Origin of the sequence: Streptomyces sp. NPDC021019 (assembly GCF_044333295.1) — a bacterium.
Lineage (GTDB): Bacteria > Actinomycetota > Actinomycetes > Streptomycetales > Streptomycetaceae > Streptomyces.
In genome coordinates this window covers 472351-494369 of sequence record NZ_JBIRQR010000001.1, presented here as the reverse complement: position 1 = coordinate 494369, position 22019 = coordinate 472351, and the positions used below count along the sequence as shown (strand labels likewise).

Annotated in this window: 16 protein-coding genes and 1 tRNA gene; 10 read left to right on the top strand and 7 right to left on the bottom strand. The window is 68.7% G+C overall.

Annotation, left to right across the window (positions count from 1 at the left end; all coding sequences use genetic code 11):
- From dnaJ to ACH4RG_RS02220, 4 genes are all read right to left on the bottom strand, one after another.
- Window positions 1-1194: a molecular chaperone DnaJ gene (gene dnaJ, locus ACH4RG_RS02235; RefSeq protein ID WP_398538977.1), complete on the bottom strand. Its 1194-nt coding sequence runs from the start codon at window positions 1192-1194 to the stop codon at window positions 1-3.
- 96 nt (window positions 1195-1290) lie between these two features.
- Window positions 1291-1941: a nucleotide exchange factor GrpE gene (gene grpE, locus ACH4RG_RS02230; RefSeq protein ID WP_398538976.1), complete on the bottom strand. Its 651-nt coding sequence runs from the start codon at window positions 1939-1941 to the stop codon at window positions 1291-1293.
- The gene (gene dnaK, locus ACH4RG_RS02225; RefSeq protein WP_397918454.1) at window positions 1938-3791 is read right to left on the bottom strand and encodes a molecular chaperone DnaK; all 1854 of its coding nucleotides are present in this window, start codon (window positions 3789-3791) and stop codon (window positions 1938-1940) included. The genes grpE and dnaK overlap by 4 nt, the downstream gene beginning before the upstream one ends.
- Before the next feature lie 276 nt (window positions 3792-4067).
- The gene (locus ACH4RG_RS02220) at window positions 4068-4280 is read right to left on the bottom strand and encodes a hypothetical protein (RefSeq protein ID WP_398538975.1); all 213 of its coding nucleotides are present in this window, start codon (window positions 4278-4280) and stop codon (window positions 4068-4070) included.
- Window positions 4281-4430: 150 nt separating this feature from the next.
- Here ACH4RG_RS02220 and ACH4RG_RS02215 point away from each other — a divergent pair, with 150 nt between their 5' ends.
- The 4 genes from ACH4RG_RS02215 to ACH4RG_RS02200 all read left to right on the top strand — a co-directional run bounded on the left by ACH4RG_RS02215 (window position 4431) and on the right by ACH4RG_RS02200 (window position 9975).
- Window positions 4431-5084, top strand: coding sequence for a sugar transferase (locus ACH4RG_RS02215; protein WP_397927447.1), 654 nt, complete (start codon window positions 4431-4433; stop codon window positions 5082-5084).
- A gap of 95 nt (window positions 5085-5179) precedes the next feature.
- Complete coding sequence (locus ACH4RG_RS02210) at window positions 5180-7447, top strand: heterodisulfide reductase-related iron-sulfur binding cluster (protein WP_397918457.1); 2268 nt, start codon at window positions 5180-5182, stop codon at window positions 7445-7447.
- A gap of 272 nt (window positions 7448-7719) precedes the next feature.
- Window positions 7720-8868 carry an FG-GAP repeat domain-containing protein gene (locus tag ACH4RG_RS02205; protein WP_397918458.1) on the top strand — a complete coding sequence of 383 codons (1149 nt, stop codon included), beginning with the start codon at window positions 7720-7722 and terminating at the stop codon, window positions 8866-8868.
- Window positions 8869-8997: 129 nt separating this feature from the next.
- Window positions 8998-9975 carry a Yip1 family protein gene (locus ACH4RG_RS02200; RefSeq protein WP_398538974.1) on the top strand — a complete coding sequence of 326 codons (978 nt, stop codon included), beginning with the start codon at window positions 8998-9000 and terminating at the stop codon, window positions 9973-9975.
- Window positions 9976-10130: 155 nt separating this feature from the next.
- Here ACH4RG_RS02200 and ACH4RG_RS02195 read toward each other — a convergent pair whose 3' ends face one another.
- Window positions 10131-10631, bottom strand: a complete 501-nt coding sequence (locus tag ACH4RG_RS02195; RefSeq protein ID WP_397918460.1) for a phosphoribosyltransferase — start codon at window positions 10629-10631, stop codon at window positions 10131-10133.
- A 6-nt stretch (window positions 10632-10637) separates the two neighbouring features.
- A complete protein-coding gene (gene dcd, locus ACH4RG_RS02190) occupies window positions 10638-11213 on the bottom strand; it encodes a dCTP deaminase (RefSeq protein WP_007452873.1) in 576 nt (191 codons plus the stop codon).
- A 643-nt stretch (window positions 11214-11856) separates the two neighbouring features.
- On the opposite strand from dcd, the gene ACH4RG_RS02185 reads away from it, so the two are divergent.
- The 6 genes from ACH4RG_RS02185 (at window position 11857) to ACH4RG_RS02160 (ending at window position 20468) form a co-directional block, all read left to right on the top strand.
- Window positions 11857-11927: transfer RNA gene (locus ACH4RG_RS02185), tRNA-Gly, on the top strand.
- A gap of 172 nt (window positions 11928-12099) precedes the next feature.
- The gene (locus ACH4RG_RS02180; protein ID WP_397918463.1) at window positions 12100-12531 is read left to right on the top strand and encodes a hypothetical protein; all 432 of its coding nucleotides are present in this window, start codon (window positions 12100-12102) and stop codon (window positions 12529-12531) included.
- Window positions 12528-13181: a hypothetical protein gene (locus ACH4RG_RS02175; protein ID WP_397918464.1), complete on the top strand. Its 654-nt coding sequence runs from the start codon at window positions 12528-12530 to the stop codon at window positions 13179-13181. Before ACH4RG_RS02180 ends, ACH4RG_RS02175 begins: the two co-directional genes overlap by 4 nt.
- A 3-nt stretch (window positions 13182-13184) precedes the next feature.
- Complete coding sequence (locus ACH4RG_RS02170; protein WP_398538973.1) at window positions 13185-17927, top strand: putative T7SS-secreted protein; 4743 nt, start codon at window positions 13185-13187, stop codon at window positions 17925-17927.
- Window positions 17928-17945: 18 nt separating this feature from the next.
- Entirely contained in the window at window positions 17946-18302 is a 357-nt protein-coding gene (locus ACH4RG_RS02165; protein WP_398538972.1) for a hypothetical protein, read from the top strand.
- Window positions 18303-19046: 744 nt separating this feature from the next.
- On the top strand, window positions 19047-20468 hold the full coding sequence (locus ACH4RG_RS02160; RefSeq protein WP_397918467.1) for an ATP-binding protein: 1422 nt from the start codon (window positions 19047-19049) through the stop codon (window positions 20466-20468).
- Between the two features lie 1109 nt (window positions 20469-21577).
- Here ACH4RG_RS02160 and ACH4RG_RS02155 read toward each other — a convergent pair.
- Entirely contained in the window at window positions 21578-21943 is a 366-nt protein-coding gene (locus tag ACH4RG_RS02155) for a hypothetical protein (protein WP_397918468.1), read from the bottom strand.
- Window positions 21944-22019 lie beyond the last annotated feature (76 nt).

Here is a 22019-nt window from a genome sequence, read left to right as displayed (position 1 = left end):
TCAAGCTCCCTTCGCAGCCTGGAACAGTTCCGCCCGCGGGTCCTCGTCCGCGGTCGCCTTCCGGTAGGCCTCCAGGGCGTCCCTGGCCTCCTGGCCCAGGTCCCTGGGGACCGCGACCTCCACGGTGACCAACAGGTCGCCGCGGGTGCCGTCCTTGCGCACCGCGCCCTTGCCCCGGGCGCGCATCGTACGCCCGTTGGGGGTGCCGGCGGGAAGCTTCAGGGTGACCGGGGGGCCGCCGAGGGTGGGGACCTTGACCTCGCCGCCGAGCGTCGCCTCCGCGAAGGTGACGGGAACGGTGACCGTGAGGTTGTCGCCCTTGCGGCCGAAGACCGGGTGGGCGTCGACGTGGACGACGACGTACAGATCGCCGGCCGGACCGCCGCGCTCGCCCGCGCCGCCCTTGCCGCGCAGCCGGATCCGCTGGCCGTCGGAGACGCCCGCCGGAATCCTCACCTGCATGGTGTGCGCCGACTTCGCCCGGCCGCTTCCCTTGCAGACGTCGCACGGGTCCTGGGCGATGAGGCCCCGGCCCTTGCAGTCCACGCAGGGGTCGGTGAGCGAGAAGCCGCCACCGCTGCCGCGCGAGACCTGGCCGGTACCGACGCAGGTCGGGCAGACCCTGGGAGTGCCGTTCTTGTCGCCGGTGCCGGAACACGCCTTGCAGGGCGCCTGGCTGGACATCCGGAGCGGGACCGTGGCCCCGTCGACCGCCTCGGTGAAGCTGAGCGTCACCTCGGACTCGATGTCCTGGCCGCGCTTGGGCTGGACGCGGGTACCGGCGCCGCCGCGGTTGAACAGCCCGCCGAAGACGTCGCCGAGACCGCCCCCGCCGCCGCCGAAGCCGCCGCCCGCACCGCCCTGTCCGCCGCCCGGGGCGCCCCCGCCGAAGAGGTCGCCCAGGTCGAAGTTGAAGTTGCCGCCCGCACCACCGGGGCCGGGCCGGAAGCCGCCGTTGCCAAAGAGGGCGCGCGCCTCGTCGTACTCCTTGCGCTTCTTGGGGTCACCGAGGACGTCGTTCGCCTCGGAGATCTCCTTGAAGCGCTCCTCCGCCTTGCCGTCGCCCTTGTTGGCGTCCGGGTGGAACTCGCGGGCGAGCTTCCGGTACGCCTTCTTGACCTCGGCGTCGGTGGCGTCCTTGGGGACGCCGAGGACCTTGTAGTAGTCCTTCTCGACGAAGTCCTTCGTGCTCATCGACGTCCCTCCTTCCGGACGATCGGCCGAGCGGCCGGCCCGTGGGCCGGCCGCCGGGCCGGTCGGTGGGCACCGTGGTGGTCAGACGCGTTGCCGTCAGACCTCCTCGGTGCCACCGCTCTCCTCGTCGTCTGTCTTCTCTTCGTTGGCCGCGGCGGGCGTGGCGCCCGGCTGCGGCTCGGCGACGGCCACCCGCGCGGGGCGGATGGTGCGCTCGCCGATGCGATACCCCGGCTGCAGGATCGCCACGCAGGTCGTCTCGGTGACGTCCGGCGCGTAGCTGTGCATCAGGGCCTCGTGGATCGTCGGGTCGAAGGGCTCGCCCTCCTTGCCGAACTGCTGGAGGCCCAGCTTCGCGACGGTGGTCTCCAGCGATTCGGCCACCGACTTGAAGCCGCCGACCAGTTCGCCGTGTTCCCGTGCGCGGCCGACGTCGTCGAGGACGGGCAGGAGCTCGGACAGGAGGTTCGCGACAGCGATCTCCTTGACCGAAACCCGGTCCCGCTCGACGCGGCGGCGGTAGTTCTGGTACTCGGCCTGGAGCCGCTGGAGGTCCGCGGTGCGCTCACCGAGCGCGGTGCGTACCTGGTCCAGCTCCGCTGTCAGACCGACGGTCGGGTCGAGGTCCCCGGCCGGGGCCGCCGGCTCCTCCTCGGAGGAGTCGGCAGCCTTCGGCTCGGCGTCATCAGGGGTGGCGCCGGAGGGGACGTCGGGCTTCTCCTCGAAGCCCGGGGTCTCCTCGGTCACGCCGCACCGCCCTTGGTGTCCTTCTCGTCGTCCACGATCTCGGCGTCGACGACGTCGTCGTCGGCCTTGGCCTGACCGTCGCCCGGGGCGTCGGCGCCCGGGGCCGCACCCTCGGCCTGGGCGTTGGCGTACATCGCCTGGCCCAGCTTCTGGGAGACGGCCGCGACCTTCTCGGTGGCCGTGCGGATCTCGGCGGAGTCCTCGCCCTTGAGCTTCTCCTTCAGCTCGCCGACGGCGGTCTCCACCTCCGTCTTCACGTCAGCGGGGACCTTGTCCTCGTTGTCCTTGAGGAACTTCTCCGTCTGGTAGACGAGCTGCTCACCCTGGTTGCGCGACTCGGCGGCCTCGCGGCGGGCGTGGTCCTCCTCCGCGTACTTCTCGGCCTCTTCGCGCATCCGGTTGACCTCGTCCTTCGGCAGCGAGGAGCCGCCGGTGACGGTCATCTTCTGCTCCTTGCCGGTGCCGAGGTCCTTGGCGGCGACGTGCATGATGCCGTTGGCGTCGATGTCGAAGGCGACCTCGATCTGCGGCACGCCGCGCGGGGCCGGCGGCAGACCGGTCAGCTCGAACATCCCGAGCTTCTTGTTGTACGCCGCGATCTCGCGCTCGCCCTGGTAGACCTGGATCTGCACGGACGGCTGGTTGTCCTCGGCCGTCGTGAAGATCTCGGAACGCTTGGTCGGGATCGTGGTGTTGCGCTCGATGAGCTTGGTCATGATCCCTCCCTTGGTCTCGATGCCGAGGGAGAGCGGGGTGACGTCGAGGAGCAGGACGTCCTTGACCTCGCCCTTGAGGACACCGGCCTGGAGCGAGGCGCCGATGGCGACGACCTCGTCCGGGTTCACACCCTTGTTGGCCTCCTGGCCGCCGGTCAGCTCCTTGACGAGCTCGGCGACGGCGGGCATACGGGTGGAGCCACCGACGAGAACGACGTGGTCGATCTCGGAGAGCTGGATGCCCGCGTCCTTGATGACGTTGTGGAACGGGGTCTTGCAGCGGTCCAGGAGGTCCGCGGTCAGCTGCTGGAACTGCGAGCGCGTGAGCTTCTCGTCCAGGTGCAGCGGGCCCTCGGCGGACGCCGTGATGTAGGGCAGGTTGATCGTGGTCTCGGTCGAGGACGAGAGCTCGATCTTCGCCTTCTCCGCGGCCTCGCGGAGACGCTGGAGAGCCATCTTGTCCTTGGACAGGTCCACGCCGTGCCCGTTGGCGAACTGCTTCACCAGGTAGTCGACGACGCGCTGGTCCCAGTCGTCACCACCGAGGTGGTTGTCACCGTTGGTGGCCTTCACCTCGACGACGCCGTCGCCGATCTCCAGGAGGGACACGTCGAAGGTGCCGCCACCGAGGTCGAAGACGAGGATCGTCTGGTCGTCCTTGTCGAGGCCGTACGCCAGCGCGGCGGCGGTCGGCTCGTTGACGATGCGCAGGACGTTCAGGCCCGCGATCTCGCCGGCCTCCTTCGTCGCCTGACGCTCGGAGTCGTTGAAGTACGCCGGGACGGTGATGACCGCGTCGGTCACCTTCTCGCCCAGGTAGGACTCGGCGTCGCGCTTCAGCTTCTGCAGGATGAAGGCGCTCATCTGCTGCGGGTTGAAGCTCTTGCCGTCCAGGTCGATCTTCCAGTCAGTGCCCATGTGGCGCTTGACGGAGCGGATGGTCCTGTCGACGTTGGTGACCGCCTGGCGCTTCGCGACCTCGCCGACGAGCACCTCGCCGTTCTTGGCGAAGGCGACGACGGACGGCGTGGTCCTGGCGCCTTCGGCGTTGGTGATGACGGTGGGCTCGCCGCCTTCGAGAACGCTGACGACGGAGTTAGTCGTGCCCAGGTCGATGCCGACCGCACGTGCCATTTCAATTCCTCCAACTGACTACTTGAGTGGATCTGACTCAAGAATGCATGACGTCGACGCCGGAGTCAACAGACCTGAGTCTCTTACGCTCAACTTAAGTGCTCACATAGAGCACACCCAGAGCGCGCCCGCCCTTCGCCCGCCGCTTCGCCCGCCCCGCGAGCGCACCGGCACACGCCACACCCCGCGCGCACCACCCGCCCCACCGTCTCACCATGGGATCGTTCTGTCACAAATTGCCGTGAGACGGTCGCAACCGTCACCGACCGGCAGGTTTCACCGTGGATCGTCACACCATCGAACCTCGAACCCCGGGCGGGCGCGATGCAGAACGCGAGGAAGCCGCGCGTACGGCGGAAGAACCAGAGAAGCCAGAGAAACGAGAAGGGCCAGAAGGGCCAGCAGGCAGAGCAGGTCCAGCAGGCCGGCCGGGTCCACCAGGACCAGCAGGCCGAGCAGGTCCAGGTCCAGGTCCAGCAACCGCGACACCCGCTCCCCCTCCCGCCCCGTCCCCGCCCGGCGTCGCCGCCGCCCGCCGCGGAGCCGCAGGGCCCGGAACCGTACGAGGCGCACCCGCGCCCACATCCGTACGCGGCCCCGCACCCACACCGGCCCCCGCACCCGTCCCCGTACCGGAGCGTGACGGGGTCGGCCAGGGGCCAGTTCCCCTCGCCCCCCGCGGCACACCTGGCCGGCCTCGCCGACCGGGCCCGGCAGCTCGCGGACCGCTACCTCCCGCGCACACCCGCCGAGCGCGTCCTGGACCTGACCCTCGGCACCGCCCTGCTGGCCCTGACCGCCCCCGCCGTGGCCGTGGCGGCCCTCGCCCTGAGCATGCGGCGGACCCCGGGCGGCGCCTGGGACCGCCGGCCCCGGACCGGCCTGGGCGGCCGGGTCTTCGAACTGCGCACCCTGCGCACCCGCAGACTCCGGCTGGACCTGTTCTCCCGCCTGCCCCATGTCGTACGCGGCGACCTCTCCCTGGTCGGCCCCGCCCCACTGGCCCCGGGCGACCCACGGGCCGCACGGCCGGGCGCCCGGCAGTGGCGGCAGGAGCTACGGCCGGGACTGACCGGGCTGGCGCAGGTGCGCGCCCGCTCCGGCATGCCGTGGGACGACCCCGCCCTGCTGGACCAGCACTACGCAGAGCACCATGGAGTGGTGCTCGACCTGGCGGTTCTCACCGAAGCCGCGCGCTCGCCCCTGCGGACGAGGCTCCGGAAGGCCCGTCGTACCAAGGCACGCCTGAGCGACGCAGATCACCGACACCCCGGCTACAGCACGGTGGAATAAGTGGATAGTGTCAGCACAGACTAATTAAGTTACTGCTTAGTAGTAGTGGGCAGTAGTAACTGGACCCCGCTCTCGCAGGCCCGAGGAGCCCCGAAATGCAACTCGCCGCGATCATTGTGTCGCTGGTGCTGACGGTCGTCGGCGTTGCGCTCATCACCCGAGCCGTCGCGCAGATCTACCGCTTCGTCCGTCTCGGACAGCCGGTACCGGCAGGCAGCCGCACCGACGACCCCAAGCAGCGGACGATCACCCTGGTCAAGGAGTTCCTCGGCCACACCCGGATGAACCGGTGGGGGATCGTCGGCTTCGCCCACTGGTTCGTCGCCATCGGCTTCCTGACACTGCCGCCCACGCTGCTCCAGGCGTACGGGCAGCTCTTCCAGGCCGACTGGGTGCTGCCGATCATCGGCGGCTGGCTGCCGTTCGAGATGTACATCGAGTTCATCGGCCTGATGACGGTCGTCGGCATCGTGACCCTGATGGCGATCCGGCTGCTGAACCTGCCCTCCCGGGCCGGCCGCAAGTCGCGCTTCGCGGGCTCGAAGGCCTGGCAGGCGTACTTCGTCGAGTACATCATCCTGATCATCGGCCTCGCGATCCTGGTGCTGCGCGGCCTCGAGGGCGCGATCCACCACGTCGAGAGCTACGACGCCGCGTACTTCGTGTCGTACCCGCTGGTCCTCGCCTTCGAGGGGCTGAGCCTCGGCACGCTCCAGACGCTCATCTACTTCACCGCGATGATCAAGATCGGCACCTCGCTGATCTGGATGATCACGGTCTCGCTCAACACCAACATGGGTGTCGCCTGGCACCGCTTCCTCGGCTTCCCGAACATCTGGTTCAAGCGGAACGCCGACGGCGACGTCGCGCTCGGCGCCCTCCAGCCGATGACCTCGGGCGGCAAGGAGATCGACTGGGAGGACCCGGCCGAGGACGCGGTCTTCGGCGTCTCCCAGGTCGAGCAGTTCTCCTGGAAGGGCATCCTCGACTTCTCCACCTGCACCGAGTGCGGCCGCTGCCAGTCCCAGTGCCCCGCCTGGAACACCGGCAAGCCCCTCTCTCCCAAGCTCCTGATCATGTCGCTGCGCGACCACGCGCACGCCAAGGCCCCCTACCTCCTGGCCGGCGGCGGCAAGGACATGGAGGGCAACGAGAAGGCCACCGAGGAGCAGCTCAAGGACGTTCCCGCGGCCGCCCTCGCCGAGGCCGAGCGCCCCCTCGTCGGCACCGCCGAGGAGAACGGCGTCATCGACCCGGACGTCCTGTGGTCCTGCACCACCTGCGGCGCCTGCGTCGAGCAGTGCCCGGTCGACATCGAGCACATCGACCACATCGTCGACATGCGCCGCTACCAGGTGATGATCGAGTCCGCGTTCCCGTCCGAGGCGGGCACGATGCTCAAGAACCTGGAGAAGAAGGGCAACCCCTGGGGGCTGGCCAAGAAGGCACGCGTCGAGTGGACCAAGGAGGTCGACTTCGAGGTCCCGATCGTCGGGAAGGACGTCGAGGACCTCACCGAGGTCGACTACCTGTACTGGGTCGGCTGCGCGGGTGCCCTTGAGGACCGGGCCAAGAAGACGACGAAGGCCTTCGCAGAGCTGCTGCACATCGCGGGCGTCAAGTTCGCGATCATGGGCGGCGACGAGAAGTGCACCGGTGACTCCGCCCGCCGCTTGGGCAACGAGCCGCTGTTCCAGCAGCTCGGCCAGGAGAACGTGGCCATGCTGAACATGGCGTACGGCGAGGACGATGAGGACACGACGACGAAGAAGCCCAAGTCGTCGAAGAAGATCGTCGCGACCTGCCCGCACTGCTTCAACACCATCGCGAACGAGTACCCGCAGCTCGGCGGCGAGTACGAGGTCATCCACCACACGCAGCTGCTCCAGCACCTCATCGACGAGGGCAAGCTGATCCCGGTGACCCCGGTCGAGGGCCTGATCACGTACCACGACCCGTGCTACCTGGGCCGTCACAACAAGATCTACACCCCGCCGCGCGAAATCATCGCGAAGGTCCCGGGGCTGCGGAACGAGGAGATGCACCGCCACAAGGAGCGCGGCTTCTGCTGTGGCGCCGGTGGCGCCCGGATGTGGATGGAGGAGCGGATCGGCAAGCGCGTCAACAACGAGCGCGTCGAGGAAGCACTCGCCCTCAACCCGGACATCGTCTCCACCGCCTGCCCGTTCTGCCTCGTCATGCTGACCGACTCGGTCAACGGCAAGAAGAACGACGGCCAGGCCAAGGAGTCCATCCAGGTCGTGGACGTCTCGCAGCTCCTCCTGGAGTCCGTGAAGACCCCGGCCGATCCGGCCGGTGAGTCGGAGCAGGTGGACGCGCCGGAGCCCGAACCGGCAAAGTGACGCAACGCGTCGACGCGATGAGCGGCCGGACCTGCCTCGGGGGCAGGACCGGCCGCTTCTCCGTGGGGCAGGCCCGGTCCGCCGGACGTGACGACCGCCGCGGGCGCACTGTGAACTCGGGCATGTACGCGAGGACGTATCCGGAGCATCATGTGCCCCGGAGCCGCCCGGTCACGGGGCGGGGACCCGCGCCGGCCGAAGACGGACGGCGAACGCCGAAGGCGGACAGCCGCGGCGGCAGCACACGACGAACGAGCGACGAACGAGGCCCCGTGCCCCCACGCATCACGCGCCCGAAGGCAGCGGTCACCACCAGGGCGACGGCCGCCCTCGCAGCGGGCTGCGCCGGTCTGCTGCTCGCACTCACCGGCTGCGGGAGCCCGTCCGCCGCCGACGCGCCCTCGTCCGCCGCCTCCGGGGACAAGAACGGCGACACCCCGCCGAAGGACCAGTCCCAGGCCCGGGCGGACACGGCGCGCGTCCCCGTACCGCGAGGATCCGGCAGCCGCGTCCCGTACGACTTCAACGGCGACGGCCACCGCGACCTGGTCATCGACGACCTGGTGAAGCCCCCCGAGGACAGCCACGGTGACGACGCGGGCATCGGCGTCGTCTACGGCTCCGACGACCGCCCCCTGGACCCGGCGGCCCGGCAACTGCTGAGCGCCCGGGCGAACGCGGCGAAATCCGGGGACACCCTGCCCGCCGCGTTCGACGCCGAGTCGGCCTGCGACCTGGACCGGGACGGCTTCACCGACCTGATCGTCTCCACCGACCCCCCGTACAACGGCATCGGCGCCCCGCCCGTCCCCCTCCAGATACTCTTCGGCTCCGCGCGGGGCCTGACGGGCAAGGCGGTCACGGTACGCATCCCGCAGAAGGCCCGGTTCGGGAACGAATGGCCCGAGCAGCCGGTCTGCGGCGACTTCGACGGCGACGGCAGGGCCGACCTAGCGGTCACCGCCAGCGCCGGCCAGGTCACCTTCCTGCACGGCCCCTTCACCCGCGACGGGGCCCCGCGCAGCGCGGACCTGCTCCCCGACGGCGGCCCGTACCTCTACGCCCCCGAGCCCAGGCCCGACACGGACGGGGACGGCTACGACGACCTCGTCGCCGCCGCCCGCCCGCACGCCCCCGGCCAGGCGGCCAGGGGCACCCTGCTGCTCGGCTCCGCGAAGGGCCCGGCCGGACCGGGCGGCGCCTACGCGTTCCGGGCGGAGGAACTCCCCCGCGCGCCGTTGCACGTGACGGGCACCACCCGCACCACCCTCCTGGACCACGGCGACTACGACGCCGACAAGAAGCGGGACACAGTGGTGCGGACGTACCGGGGCGATCGCCAGGACCTGATCGCCCTCTACCCGGCGGGTAACACGGACAGGCCGGTACTCACCTTCTCCACGGCGCTGTTCCTCCCCTGAACTCCCCCTGAGCTCCCCCTCCCAGGGCCCGGGGTACGGCCCCTAGGGGATGTCACAGCTCGGCCGCAAAGGCGGACGGGTTCCCCCGGCCCCCACCCCCCGCCCCCGGGGACCAGGTACGTTCGACGGGTGGCTGGATTCAGGATCGGACGCGGCCGGGACAACCGCACCCCGCAACAACCGCAGCAGCAGCGGCAGCAGCCGTACGGAGGGCAGGCACCACAGCCGCCGTACGGTGCTCAGCCGTGGCCGACGGCAGGAGGCCCCGGCAACGGCGGAGCGCCACCGCCGTACGGCCCGCCGCAAGGCGCCCCGTACAACTCGGGCGGCGGCTACGCGGCCCCCGGACCGGGCGGACAGGCCGGACACGGCCAGGGCCCGCACGGCCACGGCGGCCACGGCGGCCACGGCGAGCCGGAGTACTTCGGCGACCCGTACGCGGACCCCGCGCCCCATGACCCGTACGCCAACAACCCGGGTCACACGCAGGCGTTCCGCGTCGACGAGGACCCGTACAACGGCGGCAACACCTACCAGGCCGGTTCCGCCCCCGCCCCGCCGCCGGGCCCGCGCCTGCGCTGGAAGGAACTGCTGACCGGCATCGTGGCGCGCCCGGGTCCGACGTTCTGGCAGATGCGGGACTACCCGGTCTGGGGCCCGGCGCTGGTCGTCACGTTCGTCTACGGCCTGCTCGCGCTGTTCGGCTTCGACCAGGCGCGCGAAGAAGCGATCAACGCGACGATCTCGACGGCCATCCCGTACGTCCTGTTCACCGGCGTCGGCTTCGTCATCGGCGGCCTGGTGCTCGGCGCGGTGACCCACACCCTGGCCCGCCAGCTCGGCGGCACGGGCTCGTGGCAGCCGACAGTGGGCCTGTCGATGCTGATCATGTCGATGACCGACGCCCCACGCCTCCTCTTCGCCCTCTTCCTGGGCGGCGAGAACTCCCTGGTCCAGATCGTGGGCTGGCTGACCTGGCTGGCGGCGGGGGCGCTGTTCACGTCGATGGTCAGCAAGTCGCACGACCTGCCCTGGCCGAAGGCGCTGGGAGCGTCGGCGATCCAGCTGATCGCGCTGCTGTCGATCATCAAGCTGGGCACGATCTAGTAAGCCCCGCACGCACGAGAAGGCCCCCGGAGCGCAGAACGCACACGCGCTCGGGGGCCTTCTGCCGTACAGGGATACACGAGGCCGTGTGGCCACCGGGCCACCGGGCCACCGGGCCACCGGGCCACCGGGCCACCGGGGGGACCCAAGGGGGCCTACGCGTCGAGAACCTGCCCGCCCCGCCGCACGACGGGCTTCTCCACGCTCCACGGGAAGTTGATCCACTGATCGGTCTTCTTCCACACGTACTCGCACTTCACGAGGGAGTGGGACTTCTCGTAGATGACAGCGCTGCGCACCTCGGCGACATGGTCGACGCAGAAGTCGTGGACGAGCTTGAGCGTCTTGCCCGTATCAGCGACATCATCCGCGATCAGGACCTTCTTCTTCGAGAAGTCGATCACGTTGGGCACGGGCGCCAGCATGACGGGCATGTCCAGGGTGGTGCCCACCCCCGTGTAGAACTCCACGTTGACCAGATGGATGTTCTTGCAGTCGAGCGCGTAGGCAAGCCCACCGGCGACGAAGACGCCACCCCGAGCGATGCTGAGGACGACGTCGGGCTCGTACCCGTCGTCGGCGACGGCCTGCGCCAACTCGCGCACCGCCCGCCCGAAGCCCTCGTAGGTCAGGTTCTCCCGCACGTCACTAGCCATGGTTGATCACACCTGGGTCCGATGGAAGTTCTGGAACGACCGCGAGGCCGTCGGCCCACGCTGCCCCTGGTACCGCGACTCGTACCGCTCGGAGCCGTACGGGAACTCGGAGGACGAGGTCAGCTTGAACAAGCAGAGCTGCCCGATCTTCATGCCCGGCCAGAGCTTTATCGGCAGGGTCGCGAGATTCGACAGCTCCAGGGTCACGTGCCCGGAGAACCCGGGGTCGATGAACCCGGCCGTCGAGTGCGTCACCAGCCCGAGCCGCCCGAGCGAACTCTTGCCCTCCAGCCGCGAGGCCAGATCGTCGGGGAGCGAGATCACCTCGTACGTGGACGCCAGCACGAACTCCCCGGGGTGCAGGATGAACGCCTCGTCGCCCTCCGGCTCGACCGTACGGGTCAGATCGGGCTGCTCGACGGCCGGATCGATGTGCGGGTACCGGTGGTTCTCGAACACCCGGAAGTAGCGGTCCAGCCGCACGTCGATGCTCGACGGCTGCACCATCGAAGGGTCGTACGGATCAATACGGACTCGGCCGGTGTCGATCTCGGCCCGGATGTCCTTGTCTGAGAGAAGCACCTCCCGAGGATACGCAGAACGCGCGAGCCCGCCCCAACCGGACCACCCGCGCGCCTGCAGAACACCTCCGCCCCGCTACCTACGCGCCCTCTAGCACCCCGCCACAGCTGCCGGCCACGACGCACGTGCCCACACCGGCTACCGCCACCACTCCCCGGGCCGACTGTCCCGGGACTACCGCTACCGCCACGGCCCACCGCTGCTCACTGCCGCCGCTGCTACCACCCCGCGCCCTACCGCTTCTCGAACGCCACCGGCACGGCCTGCCGCAACCGGGCACACCGAGGGCACCGGATCAACCGCCCGGGCCCGATCCGGTCGGCCCCGAGCTGCTGCAACGGGAACGACGAGGTAGCGAAAACATGCCCTTCGGCACAGCGGACGACGGTGCGCTCCATCGGATCCATCAAGTCCCTTCCCCAACCACACATGGACGAGAAAGCCACATTAGGGGATGAACGGGACGCCACTCCACGCGGCACTCCGACCACCCACGCTACGCCCCCAACTCCCGCCCCTCCCAACCCCGTCCACGCCCCCTCCCCTACCGGACACACAACACAGAGGCCCCACGGCTCATCCGCCGGGGGCCTGGCATGGGGTAGAGTGTGGAACGATGCAGCGCCGGTGATCGGCACGCTTCGCGGGTGTAGTTTAATGGTAGAACATGAGCTTCCCAAGCTCAGAGCGCGAGTTCGATTCTCGTCACCCGCTCTTTAATGAGGGCCCTGGTCAGTGACCAGGGCCCTTCTCGCGTTCGGCGCCGGCCCGGGCCTGTGGCGCGGGGGCTGTGGAGGTGCGGGAACCACGTGGTTGCGGATGAGCGTGGTGTCCTAGCGTGTGCGGAAGTGAAGGGCGACAGCTCGCGTACGGGGGAGGGCTTCCGATGGGGGACGGGGCAGCACTGGCGGATCGGATTGCCGAGCGGCGGGCCGGGGTCGGTGATCCACGGGCTCTGGTGGGTGAGCTGCGGCGGGCCTTGGTGCTTGTGCCGTACGACGGTGGCGGGTTGTGGACCGCGGAGTTCGGTGGGGTGCGGTGGGTGTGCGGGTTCACCGATGAGGGGGCGTTGGCCCGGTTCGCCGGAGAGCGGGCTGTTGTGGAGGGTGCCGGGGCCACCTCGCGGGGCTGGGAGTACGCCGCGTTTCGCGGGGCCCGGTTGCTGGATGAGGTCATTCCGGCGATGGGGGTGCCGGCCGGGGTCGCGGTGAACGTCGCCGATCCGGACGGGTCGATGTTGTTTCCGCCGGTTTTGGGGATCGTGCCGGATGCCGTCGCCGTCGACGCGGACGAAGCGGACAGCGGGCAGGAGCGGTGAGCGGTACGGGGGCGGAGGACCTCAACGTCGATCCGATCAGTGTTCAGCTGATCACCACCGGGCTACGGGAAGCCGTGGCGGAGTTGAAGGAGATCGGTACCGGTACGGGGGCGGTGCTCGGCAAGGGGCTCTCGGAACTGTCGATGACCGGGATGGAGGCCGGACATCACGGGCTGTCGGTGGACTTCGAGGACTTCTGCGAGCGGTGGGAGTGGGGAGTCCGGGCGCTGGTCCAGGACGCCAACGCCATCGCGGCGAAACTCGGGCTCGCGGCGGGGATCGTGTGGGAGGAGGACCAGTACGTCCAGGGCACCCTGAAGATCGCCGTGAACGCCGGCGTCGGGAATCCGCACGCGTCCGAGGACGAGATCGTCAAGCAGGACTGGGGCGATGTCTTCACCCCGGACTATCTGAGCCCGGACTACAGCCGCGAGTCGTTCGAGCGGACCGCCGACGAGGCCGGGCAGACCTGGAAGGACACCGGACGTGCGCTGGTGACCGAGGGGAACGGCGGACGGCAGGCCGACCAGTTGAACGAGCTGTTCGGCGTGGATCAGGCGGCGTTCGACCGGTCCGTGGACGACATGTTCGGGCCCTCGCCCGAGGAGCGGGCACGACCGCAGCAGGAGCAGGGCGGCGGGGGGAACTAGGTCATGGGGTTCAAGGATTTCGTCAGCGACATCACGCCCGATGTCGTCGAGGACGCCGTCGAGGACGGTGTCGAGTGGGCCGGAGATCGGGTCGAGGACGCCGGGAACTGGACCGGTGACCGGCTCGACGACGCCGGCTGGGAGTCCGGAGCCGACTGGGTCCGCGAGAAGTCCCGGTCCGTCGCGAACCGGATGGGCGCCGAGGTCGACGAGATGGACCTCGGGCAGACCGAGGACAAGACCAAGCTGATCTACGGCAGCCCGTCCAAGATCCGGTCCAGCGCCACTCACCTGCGTACGTTGCAGGGCTCGTTCGACAAGGTCGGCGGCGGGCTCAAGGGCGTGGACTCCTCCGCGATCAAGGGGCAGGCGGCGGACGCGTTCCGGAACTCCGTGTCGATCGAGCCGCCGAAGTGGTTCAAGGCTGCCGACGCCTTCGAGAAGGCGGCCGCCGCGCTCGACTCCTTCGCCGGGACCGTCGAGTGGGCGCAAGGGCAGGCGCAGACCGCGATCGACAAGTGGAAGGCCGGGACCAAGGCGTCCGAGGACGCCAGGGACGCGTACAACGAGAAGACGGACACGTACAACAAGGCCGTCGACGTCTACAACGCCAAGCCCTCCGACGAGCGTGATCCCTCCACGCTGCCGCCGAAGCCAGGCATCTTCAGCGACCCGGGAACGGGGCGGATGGAGGAGGCCCAGTCGCTGCTCGCGGAGGCGCGCAAGCAGCGCAACTCGGCGGCCGATACCGCCCGCAAGGCGGTGACGGCGGCGCGGGACACCGCGCCGGCGAAGCCGCGGTACTCCGAGCAGGCCATGGACGGCCTCGCTGAGTACCAGGTCATCAAGACCCACATCGCCGGCGGCGTCTTCAAGGGCGCCGCGGGCATCCTGAACTTCGCGCGCAGCGTCAACCCCACGGACCCGTACAACATCACGCACCCCGCCGAGTACGCGCTCGCGCTCAACAACACCGCCGCCGGGCTCGTCCGGGTCGCCAACGACCCCTGGGGCACCGGCAAGCAGATGATCGACGGGTTCATGAAGGACCCCGCCGAAGGGCTCGGGCGGCTCCTGCCCGACCTGGCGCTCACCGTCGCCACCGGCGGCGCGGGGGCGGGTGTCAAGGGAGCCCGGGTGGTGAAGGAGGCCGCCGACCTCGCCTCCGACGCCCGCAAACTGGAGAACGCCGCTCCCGAAGGCACCCATAACCGGCCCGACGGTGAACGTACGAGCGAGGGCACCGACCCGGTCGACCTCGCCTCCGGGCGCATGTACCTGCCCCAGACCGATGTGGTGCTGCCGGGGGTGCTGCCCCTGGCCTTCACCCGCCGGGTGGAATCCGGCTACACCGCCGGCCGGTTCTTCGGCCCCTCCTGGTCCTCCACCGTCGACGAACGCCTGGAGATCGACGCCAACGGCGTCATCCACGTCACCGACGACGGCCTCCTGATCCCCTACCCCCACCCCGTCCCCGGTCTGCCGACTGTCCCGGAGTCCGGCACCTCACGCAGGGTTCTCAGCCGCGACGAGGGGGGCAACTACACGCTCACCGACCCCGACGACGGGCTCGTGCGCCATTTCGACGCACCAACCGGGGCGGAGCCAGGGTGCGACGGTGACGCCTGGCTCGGGCAGGTAAGTGACCGCAACGGCAATACCATCACCTACGACCGCGCTGAGGACGGCGCACCCAGGGCCCTGGCCCACTCAGCCGGCTACCACCTGGGGCTGACGCTGACGAACGGACTGGTGACAGAACTGGCGCTGCTCACCCCTACGGCGAGCGTAGAGGCGCCCACGGCCGCCGACCGGGAGGCAGCCTTTCCGCTGCGCACCTACGGCTACACGGACGGCAACCTCAGCACCGTCATCAAACCGTCGGGGGCTGCTGCCCTCACCTTCTCCTACGACGACCGTCGCCGAGTAACGGGGTGGACGGATTCAAACAACAGCCGGTACAGCTACACCTACGACGACCGGGACCGCGTCGTTGCGGAGGGCGGTGAGGCGGGCCACTTCCAAGTCACCCTGGCTTATAGCGAACCCGATCCGTCCACGGGTAACCGAACCACCACTCTCACCACCGCCAACGGTCGCTCCACACGTCATCTCGTCGATGGCAGGTGCCGGATCCTCGCCACCACCGACCCATTGGGCAACACCACCCGCGACACCTTCGACACCGACGGGAACCGGCTGACGCACACCGACGCGCTAGGACACACGACCGCCTTCTCCTACGACGGTGAGGGCAGAGTCTCCGGGGTCACGCAGGCGGACGGCACCCGTCTGCGCGTCGTGCGGAACCGGCTGGGGCTCGTGACCGAGCTCGTGGAGCCGGACGGCTCCCGCCGCGTGCAAGAATTCGACGACCACGGTAATCGCACGGCGGTCACAGGGCCAGGCGGCAGCACCACCCGCTACACCTACGACATGGCAGGCCGGATCACGACGGTCACCGACGCGCTGGGGAACGTGACCAGAATCCGCTGCGACCCTGCCGGGCTGCCTGTGGAAATAGTCGACCCGCTCGGGCACACCACCCGCTATGACCGGGACCCACTGGGCCGCCCCGTGCGCGCCACCGACCCACTGGGAGCGGTCACCCTCCTGCGCTGGTCCCTCGACGGTGAACTCGCGGAGCGCACCGGCCCGGACGGCGCCACCGAGTCATGGACCTATGATGGTGAGGGCAACCGGCTCACCCACACCGACCCCGTCGGCGGAACAAGCCGTTTCGAGTACACCCACTTCGACCTGCTGGCGGCCCGGACCAATCCCGACGGATCCCGGTACGAGTTCACGCACGACGCGAACCTACGCCTCATCCAGGTCACCAACCCGCAGGGCCTCACCTGGTCATACACCTACGACCGGGCCGGCCGGTTGGTCTCCGAGACCGACTTCGACGGTCGCACCGTCGGTTACACCGTCGACGCGGCCGGAAGAATGACCGCCTCCGTGACCCCGCTCGGGGAGCACGTCGCTTATGCTCACGACGCCCTCGGCCGCGTAATCCGCAAGGATGCCGTCGGCCAGGTGACCACCTTCGCTTACGACCCGGCTGGACGACTGGTACAGGCAAGCGGTCCTGGCACCGAGCTGATCTACCAGTACGACCGCGCCGGGCGGGTGAAGACGGAGCTCGTGGACGGCTGTGCCACCACGTACGCCTACGACGCCTTGGGCCGGCGCACTCGCCGGGTCACCCCCACCGGCCGGCGCACCACCTACGAATACGACGCGGCGGGCCGCCCCAGTGAGACGACCGCCGGTGAACGGCGCATCACCTTCACCCACGACGCCGCAGGCCGGGAACGGGAACGCACCTTCGGTGACGCCCTCACTCTCGCCTCCACTTGGGACGCTGCAGGGCGCCTCAGTACTCAGCACCTCATCGGCCGGGACCGCGCAACCTTGAACGCACGCGCCTACACCTACCGCGTCGACGGATATCTCACCGTCCTGGACGACACTCTGAACGGGGCCCGCCGCTTCGACCTGGACGGCGCCGGCCGCGTCACCCGGGTCACGGCCGCCAACTGGAACGAGTCGTACGCCTACGACGCCGCCGGAAACCAGACCGCAGCCACATGGCCCTCCTCCCACCCGGGACACGACGCCACCGGCCTCCGTTCGTACACCGGCACCACCATCACCCGTGCTGGGAGCACGCGGTACGAGCACGACGCCGCCGGCCGCATCACCCTGCGCCAAAGGACCAGGCTCTCCCGCAAGCCCGACACCTGGCGCTACGAGTGGGACGTGGAGGACCGCATGACTGCGGTCACCACCCCGGACGGCACCCGGTGGCGGTACCGCTACGACCCGCTCGGCCGCCGGATCGCCAAGGAGCGCCTCGGTGACGACCACCGGGCCGTGGTCGAGGAGACCCGCTTTACGTGGGACGGCACCACCCTCTGTGAACAGGTCACCACCACGGCCGATCTGCCCCGGCCCGTCGTCCTCACCTGGGACCACCAAGGGCTCCGACCTCTGGCCCAGACCGAACGAATCCTCTCCGACGGTGTCTCTCAGCACGTGGTGGACGAACGCTTCTTCGCCATCGTCACCGACTTGGTCGGCGCACCGACCGAACTCGTCGACGAAGCCGGTTCCTTGGCCTGGCACACGCGAACCACCCTTTGGGGCACCACCACCTGGGCCAGACACAGCACCGCGTACACCCCTCTCCGCTTCCCCGGCCAGTACTACGATCCCGAATCCGGCCTCCACCACAACCACCATCGTCATTACGACCCGGAAACAGCCCGCTACCTGACACCGGATCCACTGGGACTGGCCCCGGCACCCAATCCCTCGACGTACGTACACAATCCACACACCTGGTCCGACCCTCTGGGCCTTGCCCCTCGCTGCCTGAACGACACGGGCAGAGAGGGCAAAGACGTCAACGAGAACTTCGTTCCGGGCTCGGCCGAGGGGCAACGGCTCGCCGAACAACTGCGCAGGGAGTCGGCGGGCTCGATCTTCAACGAGAACGGTTGGCTCACACCTGAGGCCATCACCGACTCCCGGCGAGTGATCGATGGAGAGAAGATCGGCAACCCTGCGGTACGTGAGGCCATGACGTCGGACGGAAGCAATCTCAGCGACTGGGGCAAATACACGACCAAGACGCACCAGTCGCCTTACGGCGACTTCCAGGTGCACTATTATTACAATCCCGAAACGGGGCGAGTTTTGAACTATGATTACAAGGTAATCATGAACAGAAGGTAATTCGACATGCGCGTCCGCGTGAACACAATCAACACCTCGGACCCCAAAATCTTGCAGGGAATCACCGCCCTCAGCGACGGGCACGAGTACGTGGTGCTTGAAATTTCCGCACGGTTCAAAACGGGCACCTCGTTCCGCGTCGAGTTCATTGAGGGCGGACTAAGACAGTCCGCCCTCTTCGACACCCGATCTTTCACCGTCACTTCCCACTCTCTGTCACCGACCTGGCAGTATTTTCAGCTCGATTCCGGCTCTTTCTCACTGTGTCCCGAATCATGGAACGCACCCGGTTTTTGGGAGGCCTACTACGACGGCGACCCACGGGCGATCGCGGTATACGAAGATGAGCGGGCGACGATCCTGGCCCATTCGTAGGAGTACGGTCGCCCCGGCGGACGGTGACCACGGGCAGGGCAGACGGCAGACCGGCACGTGACCTACGGCGCGGCCGTACACCTCGCCCGAGGGGTGGAGCTTCAAACCACCGTGCCTACGGTTATCGCGCCGACGGGATACTTGGGCTGCATCGACGACGACATGTCCGAGCCCCGCGCTTCGCCCTCGACCTGGCCGGGGCCACGTCACCGCAGTCCACGCGCAGGGCTAAAGTATGCCTAGAACGAGTCGGGCGCACCGGCCGCTCGTGCCCCATCCGTGCCCAGCAGAACGGTCAACAGCGGTGGGCAAGGGCACCGCAGGGCCATGCCAGAGCTCCTCGAGAGTGACGAATCACCAGGTCAGAGCGGTTTGGGTCACCGTAAGAGCCGGTGATTCCCAAGCTCAGAGCGCGAGTTCGATTCTCGTCACCCGCTCCACGACTAAGGCCCAGGTCATCGACCCGGGCCTTGTTTGTTGTCTGGACCGATCGAAACATCGCGCTCCACCTCTACGCCGCCTGCGCCCTTCCCGCGGATGCCGCCTCAGGGCGGCATCCGCCTACCCGCCGAGCCCCGGGCCGTTTCGGGGTGCGCCCCGCGCGCAGGAGGTACGCCTAGCCAACCTTCCTCTCCTCCTGGTCTCCCCGAACACCGACACCAAGCAGTAAGCATTGCATTTGCGCAACTTTCATTCAAGAAAGTAACCTGGTGCAGGGAATGAACGATCGGCGAGGTGGTACCTGTGAACGGATTCGTGGGGCGTCGTACGGAGCTCGACCTTCTGGATGACCTACTGACCCCTGTGCGGACCGGCGGACGCAGCGGGCGGCCCGGGCGCGCCGTACTGATCCGAGGGCGGCGACGCGTCGGCAAGTCCCGGCTCGTGGAGGAGTTCCTGGAACGCTCCGGGCTTCCCCATGTCTTCTTCACCGCAGTAGGCGGCTCGAAGGCCGAGGACCTGGCAGGCTTCGCCGCCGAGCTTGCCATCTCTCCGCTCCCTGACGCCGGCCGGGTCGCGGACTTCGCCACCCCGCAGACCTGGGACGCGGCTCTGAGCCTGCTCGCCGGTGTCCTGCCTCAGGACAGGCCAAGCGTGGTCGTGCTCGACGAAATGCCCTACCTCGTACGCGAGGACCCCACTTTCGAAGGCGCACTGCAGAAGGCATTCGACCGGACGTTGTCCAAGCTCCCCGTACTGCTCGTCCTCATCGGCTCGGACATCGCGATGATGGAGCAGCTGAACACCTACGGTCGGCCCTTCTACCAGCGCGGCACCGAGATGGTCGTACCTCCGCTCAATCCGGCCGAGGTCGCCGCCATGCTCGACCTCCCGCCGGCTGAGGCGTTCGACGCCTTCCTGGTCTCCGGCGGCCTCCCTCTCATCCTTGAGGAATGGCCTTTGGGTGCCACCCTCTGGGACTATCTGGGACAGGCGCTGACCCGTCCGACGTCCGCCCTCCTCGTCAGCGGCGAGCGCACTCTGGCCGCCGAGTTCCCCACCGAGGCACAGGCCCGCACCGTGCTGAGCGCCATCGGACATGGGGAACGCACTTTCACGCTCATCGGCCGGGCAGCCGGCGACCTGAATCCAGGATCCGTGAAACGCTCCTTGGAGCTCCTCGCAAGCCGACGCATGGTAGCGGTTGACCTTCCGCTGTCCACCAGGCCGAGCCGTGAGAGCCGCTACCGCGTCGCCGATCCGTACCTGCGCTTCTGGCTCTCATTCCTCGGGCCCGGCATCCCCATGATCGAGCGCGGGCGTGGAGACCGTGTACTCGAGTCGATCCGCACCAGTTGGACGTCCTGGCGGGGCCGCGCCGTCGAACCTGTGGTCCGTGAGGCCCTGTGGCGCCTGACCGACGACCGGCTGCCCGAGGCCACCCATGTGATCGGCGGCTACTGGACCCGCACCAACGACCCTGAAATCGACCTCGTCGGCGCCGACCGATCTCCCATCGCCAAGAAGATCACCTTCGTCGGATCCATCAAGTGGCTGGAGAACAAGCCCTTCGACAACCGCGACCTCGCCCGCCTCGTCACCCACCGCTCACAACTGCCCGGCACCGACGACTCCACCCCTTTGCTCGCCGTCGCCCGCAGCGGAAGCACCGCCAACGGCATCCTCAGCCTCACCCCCGACGACCTCATCACCGCTTGGGCGTGACACGCCAAGGGCCGTTTCCCCGCAGTGACCGCTTTCGTGCCCCATCCGTGCCCTTCGGAGCGGACAACAGCGGGCAAGCCCGGTGCCCAGAAATCACACCGACCTTGCCCGCCTCGGCCAAAAATGCAGGTCAGATCCACCAGAGCCGTTCAAGAACCGCTGATTCCCGAGCTCAGAGCGCGAGTTCGATTCTCGTCACCCGCTCCACGGCAAAGGCCCAGGTCATCGACCCTGGGCCTTGTTTGTCGTCCGGACTATGCGATCCGCCTGCTGGACGTCCTCGATGAGGCGGGCTCACGTCCAGGGCCACGGCGGCAAGCACCTGCTCCCAGCGCAGTAGGACCTTCCCTGCTTCCTGATGCCTTCGGCGGTGGTGCTCAGACTCCGAGATGGACGGGGCACCGTTCGCGAGTGCTCCGGATGGGAAGACGTCTCTCACGCATGTTCCGCCAAGCGCTCCTATGCCGTAGGCCAATGCGGATTCGGCATTCCTTCATCGCTCATGTGTGCCCGCCGCCAGATCCCGTTCCAGTCGAACGGGGTCTCCGGAACGACCGGGTGCTGCTGCCCGCACGGGCATGACGCCAGCACCCAAGCGCACCCGCGGCACAGCTCCACCCAGCCGTGCCCGGTCGAGTTCGACACCAGCGGCCTCTCGTCCCCGCAGGCGGGGCAGCCGGGTAGATCGGTACCGTCCAAAATCGCGTTCTGCCGCCGGACATACTTGGGCAGCCGCAGCGACGGATGACGAGTCGGGTCCTCGTACCAGGCGCGGTTCGGGCCCTCCCACCAGCTCCGCAGCCACCACGGTCGCGGGTTTGCCACAGCCCGCCGCCCAGCCCGCTTTTCCGCCCGGCGTTGGACGGCGTACGCCTCCGCCCGCGCGAACCACAGCACCCGTGCCTCGTGCAGTTCCTCCACCGCCCGAACCAGCGCGTCCGGGTCCGCCTCGAGCCGCCGGGGGATCGCAGCGCTGAGTGTGAGGTGGTGGTACGTCGCCCGCAAGCCGTACGGAGCAAAGCAGGTGAGGCAGGTCCGCAGCGCGCTGTGCCGACGATGAGGGGGAAGGCGGGCATCGTGCACGCGTTCTCTGTGGGTCAGAAAACTGGTCATGGTGAGTGCGCCAGGTCCAGGGCCCGTGCCAGGGCGGCAGTGGCGGGAGTGGCGTATTCCGGCAGGTCTTGTTCGGCCAAGGGTCCAGCAAGGCTGAGGAAGTCCTGCATATCCTGCTCGGCATCGGCGACGAGCAACTCGGTCACCAGGCTGCCGCCCGTCCCGTGGACCTCGACCGTCAGCCGGACGATATCGCCAACGCGTTCGGCCATCGAGAAGGGATCGTGGCCGAAGTGGGCGCAGCCGGTGCCGTCGAGCACGTTCAGCCAGTCCCGCCAAGTATCCAGGCCGTTCCAGCAGCCCGGCTCGACGAGGACGGTGTCGGTCACCAGGAACCCGCCGGCTGCGAACGGATCAGCCATGGTGAGCAGCCCGTGCAGGAAGATGCCGAGTGGGTCAGTCGGGCACAGGCCGTGCTCCTCCTCCGACTGAAGTCGT

Bases quoted from the DNA above. Each gene is read 5' to 3' on its own strand.
- dnaJ (WP_398538977.1), bottom strand. From the start codon at position 1,194: ATGAGCACGAAGGACTTCGTCGAGAAGGACTACTACAAGGTCCTCGGC.
- dnaK (WP_397918454.1), bottom strand. From the start codon at position 3,791: ATGGCACGTGCGGTCGGCATCGACCTGGGCACGACTAACTCCGTCGTC.
- ACH4RG_RS02210 (WP_397918457.1), top strand. From the start codon at position 5,180: ATGCAACTCGCCGCGATCATTGTGTCGCTGGTGCTGACGGTCGTCGGC.
- ACH4RG_RS02195 (WP_397918460.1), bottom strand. From the start codon at position 10,631: ATGGCTAGTGACGTGCGGGAGAACCTGACCTACGAGGGCTTCGGGCGG.
- ACH4RG_RS02180 (WP_397918463.1), top strand. From the start codon at position 12,100: ATGGGGGACGGGGCAGCACTGGCGGATCGGATTGCCGAGCGGCGGGCC.
- ACH4RG_RS02170 (WP_398538973.1), top strand. From the start codon at position 13,185: ATGGGGTTCAAGGATTTCGTCAGCGACATCACGCCCGATGTCGTCGAG.
- ACH4RG_RS02155 (WP_397918468.1), bottom strand. From the start codon at position 21,943: ATGGCTGATCCGTTCGCAGCCGGCGGGTTCCTGGTGACCGACACCGTC.